Origin of the sequence: Komagataeibacter rhaeticus (assembly GCF_003207855.1) — a bacterium.
Taxonomy (GTDB): domain Bacteria; phylum Pseudomonadota; class Alphaproteobacteria; order Acetobacterales; family Acetobacteraceae; genus Komagataeibacter; species Komagataeibacter rhaeticus.
Map to the genome: position 1 here is coordinate 197827 of NZ_NKTZ01000005.1, position 9341 is coordinate 207167.

The following is a 9341-nucleotide window of genomic DNA, read 5'->3' on the forward strand; positions in this document are numbered from 1 at the left end:
ATACGCCACTTTGTCAGGCCGGTATCGAATCCGCGCCAACGGCCGGGTTGCCACCATTGCGGCACAGATCCCCCGCCCAGACCCACCATCCCGCACGCTGGACCGCATCCTGCGCCGCCCGTGCCGCCGCCGGGCTGTCAAACAGGGCAAAGCAGGTGGCACCCGACCCGCTCATCCGTGCAAGGCGGCAGCCGGGCGCGGCACGCAGGGCCGACAGCACGGTAGTGATTTCGGGGCACAGGGCGCAGGCCGCGTCCTGCAGGTCGTTGGTCTGGGCCGACAGGTCACGCACCATGTCCGCCAGCGCATGCCATTGCGGCGGCAGGACCGCGCGCGGCGTAAAGACCGGCGCGCGTGTCCTGAAGACCTGCGGGGTGGAGACACTCTCCCCGCAATTGACCAGCATCATGCCACACGGTGGCAGGATGGGTGCGGGGGTCAGTTCCTCCCCGATTCCTTCCATCCGGGCGGCACGCTGGTCCAGGCAGACCGGCACATCCGCGCCCAGCCGCGTGGCCAGCGCCATAAGGGCCGCCCGTGGCACGTCCAGCTTCCATACCCTGAGCAGCAGCCGCAGGGCGGCGGCGGCATCGGCCGAGCCCCCCCCGATGCCCGAGGCCACGGGCAGCTCCTTGTGCAGCACGACCGCCACATCGGGCAGGTGGCGCGCGGCGTCCGCCCCCACCAGTTCACGCAGCACGGCCCCCGCGCGTACGATCAGGTTGTCGGCACGGTCATCCCCCCCCAGCCCGGCGGCAAACCGGCCCCTGATGTCCAGCGTCACACGGCCGCCCCGCCCGCTTCCCGCCGTCAGTTCCAGCCTGTCCGCGGCTCCCGCGAAAACGGCAAGACTGTCCAGCAGGTGATAGCCATCCGCCGGCCGCCGGCCCGTGACATGCAGGTACAGGTTGATCTTTGCATGGGCCAGTTCGTGCAGGGGTGACATCAGCGATGGGTTCCGTTTGACTGTGAATGGGAAGAAGTGGCCATGACCGGCCTGAGATCGGACGGAAGCGCCACGCCGGGAGCCGCCGGGCCGGCCTTCCATGCCCTGGCATAGGCCAGGGCCGCCATGATCTTGCGGCGGTCCATGGGGTCGGGCTGGAACTGGATGGCGTTCTGCCATTCATTCACCGCCTCCAGCCGGCGGCCCGCCATCCAGTACGCAACGCCAAGATGGTAATTGATGGCCGGGTCCTGTGGCATCTGCTCGGCCGCCTGTTCCAGCAGCGGCAGCCCTTCGGCCACATGGCCCAGACGCATGAGCACCCAGCCCACACTGTCGCGGATCTGGTTATCGGACGGGGCCAGCGCCAGCGCGCGGCGCAGGTAGTTTTCGGCCATGGCTGGATTCTCACCATGCTCGACCATGGAATAGCCAAGATAGTTCAGCAGGTCCGCCTCGTTGGGGGCAAGCTGGAGCGCCTGCTGGATCAGGGCACGCGCCTGCGGCCAGTGGTTCTGGCGCTCCTGTGCGATGGCCTGCCCGAACAGCAGCCGCCAGTCGTCACCTTCCAGCCGGTGCGGGGTCAGGGCGGTGGCGTGCCGGTAGGCATCCAGCGCCTCGGGCCATTTCTGCTGGTCCAGCAGGGCATCACCCAGGCTGCTCCACAGCATCCGGTCGGCGGGCGCGTCATGCAGCAGGTCGCGCAGTTCCTGCGCCGCCTGTTCCTTGTGGCCCATCACCAGATCCAGATCCGCCTGTTCGGTACGGTAGACGGGCAGGAACGGATCATCCGCCGGGGCGCCGTCCAGCGCCGCACGCGCCTGACGGTCCTGCTTGCGGTTATGCAGCGTGGAAGACAGCAGGAGACGCGCCTCCGAATCCGCCGGGTCCAGCATCAGCGCCATGCGCAGCATCATCTGCTCGGTACCGCGCAGGGTGCCGATTTCAGCCGCCATGTCGGGCTGGCGGTCATCATCCGCGCCATCATGGGCGTAAAGCTGCTGGTCAATCAGCAGGGCTACCAGACCATAGGCCTGCGCCAGCCCCTGTGCCGCATGGGTCACGATCGGGCGCCTGATCATGGCCATGATGCCGGGACGCGCCGCTTCCAGCACCGGCATGGCGGCAATACGCTGGTTGACCAGCGCCTGCGCATCCGCTTCATGCCCCTGCGCCACAAGCCAGTGCGCCAGCACCAGCGCGGTAAACAGGTCCCCCCCCGACATGCCGATGGACTGGCGGAAAAGCGTATCCGCCTTCATCTGCTGGCCCCCCATCCGGGCAATCAGGGCGGCATGCACGGTGTAGTACCCCCCCAGCGTACGATCCGTACGCACCGGCTCCAGGGCGGCCAGCGCTTCATCCGTCCGCCCCGCCCCCTGCAGCGCCCAGCCGCGCAGCAGCGGGCGCACCAGGGTCATGATCGGGTCGTCGGGCGCGTTCTGGTAATTGGCCAGCGCGCTGTCCCACCGGCCCGCCAGTGCCGCGGCATTGCCCATGACCAGGTCGGGCATGACCCCGCCGGGCTGGACACTGGCCAGCGCCGCCGCTTCGGGGCTGCCCGCCATGATGCTGTAGAAGAAGGCCCGTTCCCCGAACAGGCGGAACGTCGGTGCAAGGCGGGCGGCGGCGGCAAACGCCCGCGCGGCTTCGGCGTTATCCCCCTCGCTGGCGGCAACGGTGCCCACCAGCAGGTTGGTGGCCAGATCCTGCTGCCCGGCATGGACGATGGCGTCATCGGGCGTGGCCGCCCGCATTTCCCGGTTGGGAATCCCGGCCAGGAGCGGTACAACAAGGGAGGCCACGACCATGCGTGACAGACGAGGTAAGAGCATGACGCCAGAATCTACCGCGTGCGGCGTCCGCTGCCAAACCCTGCGCATGAAGGCGGGACGGCGCACGCCTGCATTGCCTGTGCCGGTGCGGGGTATATCCATCCGATGACTGATTCCCTGTCCCTGTTGCGCCTGTATGTGGAATGGGGTGCCGATGAGGCACTGGACAGCCACCCACATGACTGGATGGCGCAGGCAGCCACGATACACAACCGCGCGCCCGTGCCACAGTCCCCCCCCATACAGTCAGACAGGGGGAATGGACACAGAAATAACCACCCCCCGCCCCCTGCGCCCCCCCCCGCGCGTCCCGCCACGCCACGTCCGGCCGCCCCGGTGGTGGAACAGGCCGTGGCCGCGGCCCAGGCGGCGGCGCAGGCCGCGGGCACGCTGGCGGAACTGCATGCGGCCATGCGTGATTTCAGCGCCTGCCCGCTGCGGGAGACGGCAACCCACAGCGTTGGCGTGGAAGGGCCGCAGGGCGCGCCGCTCATGCTGATAGGCGAAGCCCCCGATGCCGATGAGGACCGCAGTGGCCACCCCTTCGCGGGGGAAAGCGGGGCACTGGTCGGGGCCATGTTCGCCAGTATCGGCATTGCGTGGGACAGCCTGCTGCGGGCGCCCGTCATTCCCTGGCGCCCGCCCGGCGGGCGCCCCCCCTACGAGGCCGAAACCCGGATCTGCCTGCCCTTCATCCAGCGCGCCATCATCCTTGCCCGTCCGGCGCATGTCATCGTGATGGGCAACCTGCCGGTCTCCCTCCTGCTGGAAGGGGGGGCTACCGCGGCCCGCATGCGGGGCCGGTGGCGCAGCCTGACCCTGCCCGCACACGGCCTGCCCCCCACGGCCAGCGCGCCCAGCGTGCCGGTGCTGGCCATGCGTCACCCCCAGCAGTTGCGCGCCAGCGCAACCGCGCGCCGCGACACATGGCGGGACATGCTGTCAATACGTGAAACACTTGGGAACATGGCTGCAAAATCATAAAGGGTATTAACATAATCATTCCCGGCTATTAGCATGCGCAAAGGATGATATTCGTTCCAGTTCCGGCAGGCGTTTCATAGCTGTACATAATAGTTGCAGTATCTGTTCTGAAAACTTATTTACCTGCGCGATCCGCATTAGCTATTGCTTTCTGTCTGCGCAGGGATTAAATCCGCTTCGCCATGCGAGGGACAATCAATACCCCCCATCACGCGGTGACGGCCTTTCTGGCTGGCGCCGCTTTTCTGGCAGGAGCCGCGTTCGCGCCGCTGCGTGCCCAAACAGTGGAAGCCGGCAGGATGGATCAGGATCCAACCCCCGCCGGTGACCATAACGAGGAAACGGCACTCGCCCTTCCACGCCTGCCCGCGCACGGTAACGCCGGGCTGCCCCGGCCGCTCTCACCGGAAGATGTCAGCCATATCCGCCGGGTGTTCCGCCTGCAGGCCGATGGCCGCTTCGATGATGCCATCCGCGAGACGGCCGCCATCCATGACGATACCCTGCTGGGTGACATCCTGGCCGCGCGTTACCTCAACCCCGCCTACCATCCCAGCGCGGGACAGCTGCGGCTGTGGCTGCGTACCTTTTCGGGACTGGCGGATTCACCGGCCATCTATGCGCTGCTGTCCGCCATGCCCAACAGGGGGGGGCCACTGCCGCCGGCCCCCACCAACAACGCGCTGGACAGCGCACACCCGCCCCAGCATATCCGCCTGCCGGAGGAGGATGATCCCTCCCTGCGCGTCTTTACCCGCAACAGCCTGCTTGACCACACCGTGCGCGAGCGCGCGGCACAGGGGGTGAAGGGGGCACGCAGCGCCCTGCGCCTGATTGCCATGACACCGGGCATGAATGACCTGTATGCCGCCCACCTGCAGGCCGAAATAGCCATGAGCATGTTCAGCAGCGGCGAAAACCGGCTGGCCCTGTCCATGGCGCGCGAAGCATTTGAAAAATCCGGCCAGCGGCTGGGCCTTGCCGGTTACGTGGCGGGACTGGCCGCGTGGCGGCAGGCCCGTCCCGACATAGCCGAACCGCTGTTCGAAGCCGCCTCCCGCGCCAGCCTGACACCGGGAAGCATCCGCGCGGGCGCCGCCTACTGGGCCGCCCGCGCCCATCAGGCCATGGGCGATGTGGCGGCCTACCAGCCATGGCTGCACCGGGCGGCGGCGGCACCCCACACCTTCTATGGCCAGCTGGCCTCACAGATCCTTGGCCTGCGGCGCACGCCCGGCGGCAGGGCTGGCCATACGCCCGACACCATTGCCGCGAGCCGTGATGTAACGCTTGCCACGGAACGGCAGGACATCCATGCCGGCAGCCCGGTCCTGGGTGAAATCGACATTGAGGCCGTGGCGGCCACCCCTGTCGGCCGGCGTGCCTTCGCCCTGCTGCAGGTAGGCGAGCGCGACCGGGCGGAAGCCGCACTGCGCCGCATGTGGCCCGACATCCAGAATGACGCGGCACTGTGCCACTCTACCCAGATGGTGGCGGATGCCATGGGCATGAAGGCGCTGTCCGCCCAGATGCTCATGCTGATCGACACCAACGAGAGCGAGCACAATACCCACACCGCCCGCTTCCCGCTGCCGCCGCTGCAGCCCGAGCATGGCTTCCGCATGGACCCGGCACTGGTCTATGCCCTGACCCGGCTGGAATCCAATTTCGACAGCAATGCCGTGTCCGGCTCCGGCGCACATGGCCTGATGCAGGTAATGCCGGTCACGGCGGACTTTGTCATCCATGACAAGGAACACTTCACCCGCCGCCCGGTTGCGCTGCATGACCCGGCCACCAATCTGGATATCGGGCAGCGCTACGTGCTGTATCTGGCCCAGCTTTCCACGCAGGCCGATGGCGCGCATGTGCCGCCCGGTGGTGACATGATCCGCATGCTGGCCAGCTACAATGCCGGGCCTTCGGCCATCTCGCGCCGCAGCGCCACCATGGCGGAAGATGAAGACCCCCTGCTGTACATAGAAAGCCTGCCCAATGCCGAGACGCGGGACTACGTGCGCCGGGCCTTTACCTATCTGTGGATCTATGCCGACCGGCTGGGCGTTGCCGCCCCCTCGCTTGAGACACTGGCCCGCAATGAATGGCCCGGCTTCGGGGCCGAGGTGGCCATGGCGGGGCATGGGGGCCACACCCTCCACTGACCGGGCCATGGCACCGGACACCTACGAAAAAGGGGCGCATCCTTGCCGGGATGCGCCCCTTTTTTTGGGACAGCCCGCACAGCATGGGAAAAAGTTTGTGGGTGCCGCCTTCTTTCAGAAAGGCAGCATTTCCTGAAGCTTTTTGAAAAAGCCTCACCAAAAACTTTTCTTTTTTATCAATGCGTTACTTAAGTTGGTTTTCAGTTTTCAGCCAGGAGCTGACGGCTGGCCTGCACGCGCACGACCCGGCGGCCTTCCATTTCCAGCACTTCGAACAGCCAGCCGGAGAACACAACCTTGTCCCCCCTGGCCGGCACGCGGCGCAGCAGAGCCAGTATCAGTCCCGCCAGCGTATGATAGCTGCCTTCCGCCGGCAGGTCCGACAGGCCGAGCCGGTCCTTGACCTCATCGGCGGGCATGGCGCCATCCAGTACCAGCACGTTGTCGTGCCCCAGCCGCTGGGGCGGCGTGCTGCCCGGCTCATGCTGTTCGCCCACGATGGCGCCAAACAGGTCGGATGAGGTCACGATCCCCTCGAACGACCCGTATTCATCCAGCACCAGCGCCAGCCCCAGCGGCGAGGCCCGCATGCGCTCAAGCATGTCGAAGGCGGACAGCGTATCGGGCACCGAGATGGGATGACGCAGCCCGATCTCGACCGAGGGACTCTTGCCATCCAGGAAGCGGTCCAGCATGTCCTTGGCCAGGATGATGCCAACGGGATTATCCACCCCCCCCTCACACACCACGATACGTGAATAGGTGGTCGAACGCAGGACCTGCAGCAGTTGCGCACGCGGGACATGACGTTCGACCCAGCACAGTTCGTTGCGCGGTGTCATGATGGCGCGTACCGGGCGTTCGGCCAGCCGCAGCAGGCGCTCGATCATGTCGCGCTCCTCCTGCTCCAGCACGCCCGCCTGCGCGCCTTCGGCAATATAGGCGCGCAGTTCCTCTACCGAGACCGACTGACGAATCGAGCCGCCAATCCCCACAAGCCGCAGCACCAGTTCGGATGAGCGGCCCAGCAGCCACACCACCGGGCGGGTAACCCACGCCATCCATTCCAGCAGCAGCGACAGGCGCGCCGCGATCAGTTCGGGCTGCTGCAGGGCAATCTGCTTGGGCACCAGTTCCCCCAGCACCAGCATGACGGCGGTTATGGCGCTGACCACAAGGAACATGGCCAGTTCATCGGCAATGGAACGCAGGGCCGGTACATGGGACAGCCAGTGACTGACCCCGGCCTCGATGCTGTTGCCGCCAAACGTGCCTTCCAGAATCGAGACAAGGGTCATGCCGATCTGGACGGTGGGCAGGAAACTCTGCGGGTCGGCCGCAAGCCTCAGCGCGCGGTCAGCCCCCTTGGTGCCGTTGCGGGCCAGAATGGCAAGCCGTGCCCGCCGGGCGGAAATCAGCGCCAGTTCGCCCATGGCAAACAGTCCGTTGAGCAGGACCAGGCACAATATGACAATCAGTGAGACAACCATGATCCCGCCATCCTACAGCATAATTGCCCGCGCGGGCACAGGCCCCGCATGGGGGGCCATAACAGAAAAGGCGGGACAAATGCCCCGCCTTTCCAGTCGTCACGATATGAGATGGCCTGAACGCAGTCAGTCGGCAGCGTCGGCCGTTTCCGCCGGCGCCGAAACCCGGTTCACGCGCGGGGGGGCCGCAGGCTTCTTGCGGGCCGCCAGTTCCGCCATCTTCGCATCCACATGCTGGGTGAACACGTATTCGGCCGGGCGCTGGTGCGCCAGCGAGATTTCCGGGGCCATCGGCTTTTCCGTCTCCGGCCCGAACAGCGCCACCTTGGCAATGTGCCAGGGGCGGCGGACCGCATCCATCACCGCCGTGGACTCGTAACCCGAATGGACCATACAGTCGGCGCATTTTTCATAGTTGCCGGTGCCGTAAGCCGCCCAGTCGGTGTCGTTCATGAGCTCCTCAAAGCTCTTGGCATAGCCTTCACCCAGCAGGTAGCACGGGCGCTGCCAGCCAAACACGTTGCGCAGCGGCTTGCCCCACGGGGTGCAGTGGTACTGTTCGTTGCCCGCCAGGAAGTTCAGGAACAGCGGCGACTGCGTAAAGCGCCACTTCTTGCCCTTGCCCAGACGGAAGATGTCACGGAACAGCTGCTTCGTCTTCTGGCGGTTCAGGAAGTGTTCCTGATCCGGCGCGCGCTCGTAGGCATAGCCCGGCGCGGTCATGATGCCATCGACGCCCATGGCCATCACTTCGTCAAAGAAGGCGGCGACGCGCTTGGGGTCGGCCCCGTCAAACAGGGTGCAGTTGATCGATACGCGGAACCCGCGCGCCTTTGCCTTCTTGATCGCGGCGACGGCACGTTCGTACACGCCGTCCTGGCAGACCGATGCGTCATGCATGGCCGGATCGCCATCAAGATGCACATCCCACGAGAAGAACGGGTTCGGTTCGTAATCGTCCATCTTCTTTTCCAGAAGAAGGGCGTTCGTGCACAGGTAGACGTATTTCTTGCGACCGATCAGCCCGCGGACGATTTCCGGCATTTCCTTATGCAGGAGCGGCTCGCCGCCCGCCACGGCAATCACGGGCGCGCCGGCCTCGGTATCCGCATCAAGGCATTCCTGCACGGTCATGCGCTGATTGAGGATCTGCGCAGGATAGTCGATCTTGCCGCACCCGGCGCAGGCCAGGTTACAGCGGAACAACGGCTCGAGCATCAGCACGAGCGGATAACGTTTGCGCCGCGTGACATGCTGCTTGACAACATAGGCGCCAACGCGGACTGCCTGCATAATAGGAACGGCCATGAAACCTCTGCTCCTGCACCGGCCCAACCGCCGGTCTCATATTTCAAGTCTGGTAGGCTGGACTATGGTCACATCCACCTACAAGAAAACAAGCCCAACATCGCCCAGCCGTGCACATAGAGCATGCCGAGGTTGCGGACTTGTACGACACATGAAGCCTTTCGGGAGGGTATAGGACAGAAACCATCCTGTATTCAATTGCTATTGGCTTCGGTGTGGCCGATTAACAACAGTCAGGGAATTAGAGACTGTATTTACACGCTTAACCGGAGTAACACATCGCGATTACGCTACGGTCGCCATGGTTTTCGTGCCATGAGCCGCCATTCATCACCGCCGGAGCAGCCTGGTATCCGGTCCCGATCCCGGGGCCGACCGGCCAAACCGAAACCCGGGCCGGTTCCTCCCCGCAGGCGGGGCAAGGGCCTGCGCAGAAAATGGACGCGAACATCATGGACCAGACCAGACCCGCGATTCCCACCCTTGGTCGCTACCCGCAGCTTGACCGTGTGCGGGGCCCCCATGACCTGCGCAACCTTTCGGTGGAGCAGCTCAGGCAGCTGGCGGATGAACTGCGCTCCGAGACGATCGATGCCGTCTCCACCACCGGCGGCCA

Annotated in this window: 7 protein-coding genes; 3 read left to right on the top strand and 4 right to left on the bottom strand. The window is 65.6% G+C overall.

Annotation, left to right across the window (positions count from 1 at the left end; all coding sequences use genetic code 11):
* Nucleotides 1-13: 13 nt before the first annotated feature.
* Nucleotides 14-946 carry a 4-(cytidine 5'-diphospho)-2-C-methyl-D-erythritol kinase gene (locus CFR78_RS07995; RefSeq protein ID WP_034933649.1) on the bottom strand — a complete coding sequence of 311 codons (933 nt, stop codon included), beginning with the start codon at nucleotides 944-946 and terminating at the stop codon, nucleotides 14-16.
* The gene (locus CFR78_RS08000; RefSeq protein WP_034933652.1) at nucleotides 946-2757 is read right to left on the bottom strand and encodes a tetratricopeptide repeat protein; all 1812 of its coding nucleotides are present in this window, start codon (nucleotides 2755-2757) and stop codon (nucleotides 946-948) included. The genes CFR78_RS07995 and CFR78_RS08000 overlap by 1 nt, the downstream gene beginning before the upstream one ends.
* Nucleotides 2758-2886: 129 nt before the next feature.
* On the opposite strand from CFR78_RS08000, the gene CFR78_RS08005 reads away from it, so the two are divergent.
* Both CFR78_RS08005 and CFR78_RS08010 read left to right on the top strand, forming a co-directional pair.
* Complete coding sequence (locus tag CFR78_RS08005) at nucleotides 2887-3765, top strand: uracil-DNA glycosylase (protein WP_223846541.1); 879 nt, start codon at nucleotides 2887-2889, stop codon at nucleotides 3763-3765.
* Nucleotides 3766-3947: 182 nt separating this feature from the next.
* On the top strand, nucleotides 3948-5927 hold the full coding sequence (locus CFR78_RS08010) for a transglycosylase SLT domain-containing protein (RefSeq protein ID WP_034933657.1): 1980 nt from the start codon (nucleotides 3948-3950) through the stop codon (nucleotides 5925-5927).
* A 200-nt stretch (nucleotides 5928-6127) separates the two neighbouring features.
* Here the strand turns inward: CFR78_RS08010 and CFR78_RS08015 are convergent, their stop codons facing one another.
* The gene (locus tag CFR78_RS08015; protein ID WP_034933660.1) at nucleotides 6128-7417 is read right to left on the bottom strand and encodes a hemolysin family protein; all 1290 of its coding nucleotides are present in this window, start codon (nucleotides 7415-7417) and stop codon (nucleotides 6128-6130) included.
* Nucleotides 7418-7543: 126 nt separating this feature from the next.
* A complete protein-coding gene (gene hpnH, locus CFR78_RS08020; RefSeq protein WP_034933662.1) occupies nucleotides 7544-8725 on the bottom strand; it encodes an adenosyl-hopene transferase HpnH in 1182 nt (393 codons plus the stop codon).
* Nucleotides 8726-9177: 452 nt separating this feature from the next.
* Here hpnH and CFR78_RS08025 point away from each other — a divergent pair.
* On the top strand, nucleotides 9178-9341 hold a 164-nt coding region (locus CFR78_RS08025; RefSeq protein WP_146221271.1), incomplete at its 3' end, for a 1-deoxy-D-xylulose-5-phosphate synthase N-terminal domain-containing protein.

Coding starts and splice junctions, on each gene's coding strand:
- CFR78_RS08010 (WP_034933657.1), top strand. CDS start 3,948: ATGCGAGGGACAATCAATACCCCCCATCACGCGGTGACGGCCTTTCTG.
- CFR78_RS08015 (WP_034933660.1), bottom strand. CDS start 7,417: ATGGTTGTCTCACTGATTGTCATATTGTGCCTGGTCCTGCTCAACGGA.
- CFR78_RS08005 (WP_223846541.1), top strand. CDS start 2,887: ATGACTGATTCCCTGTCCCTGTTGCGCCTGTATGTGGAATGGGGTGCC.
- CFR78_RS08000 (WP_034933652.1), bottom strand. CDS start 2,757: ATGGTCGTGGCCTCCCTTGTTGTACCGCTCCTGGCCGGGATTCCCAAC.
- CFR78_RS07995 (WP_034933649.1), bottom strand. CDS start 946: ATGTCACCCCTGCACGAACTGGCCCATGCAAAGATCAACCTGTACCTG.
- hpnH (WP_034933662.1), bottom strand. CDS start 8,725: ATGGCCGTTCCTATTATGCAGGCAGTCCGCGTTGGCGCCTATGTTGTC.